The following is a 531-nucleotide window of genomic DNA, read 5'->3' as shown; positions in this document are numbered from 1 at the left end:
CCTACCCGTTTGCTACCCCTAGCCGCCCTACTAACCTTTGCTACATGTATTCTTCCCGCTCAGGCTTACGTAGATAACTGTAAACCGCCTAAGACAAATTATGCTGAAATTGCTTGTACCGCAGATAGCAAATACTTTGTCGGGTACAACTCTGATTATAGTGTTAGAACCTTATTAGATGAGCAAGGCAAAGCGCTAGTAAGCTCAAAAGGCTATGACGATGTAGACTACTACGATATTAGCAACGGCGTCTTTGCAGTGATGAACAATAACAAAGTCGCCCATATGAATACCCAAGGTAAGCTCGTGGTACCAACCATTTACGACAATATGCGAGACCCTAACGATAAATACGATGAGTCATGGTCTGAGCCCGTATCTGACGGTCGTATACTGGTCTCTAAAAACGGCAGACTAGGTATTATCGATACATCAAACAAAATTGTTATGCCTTTTACGAATAAATATTCTTCCATAGAGTCATTTAGTGAAGGTATGGCACCAGTAATGTCAAAATCTTATAAATGGGGC

Annotated in this window: 1 protein-coding gene; it reads left to right on the top strand. The window is 41.6% G+C overall.

All coding sequences use genetic code 11. From position 1 onward, the window contains the following. Positions 1 to 531: WG repeat-containing protein (locus ACS8FC_RS20620; protein ID WP_439298154.1), on the top strand; the 531-nt coding region annotated here is incomplete at both ends.

It is taken from the genome of Psychrobacter sp. 1Y4 (assembly GCF_051847555.1).
The sequence above is the reverse complement of the archived record's forward strand: the minus strand, read 5'-3'. Positions and strand labels throughout refer to the sequence as shown.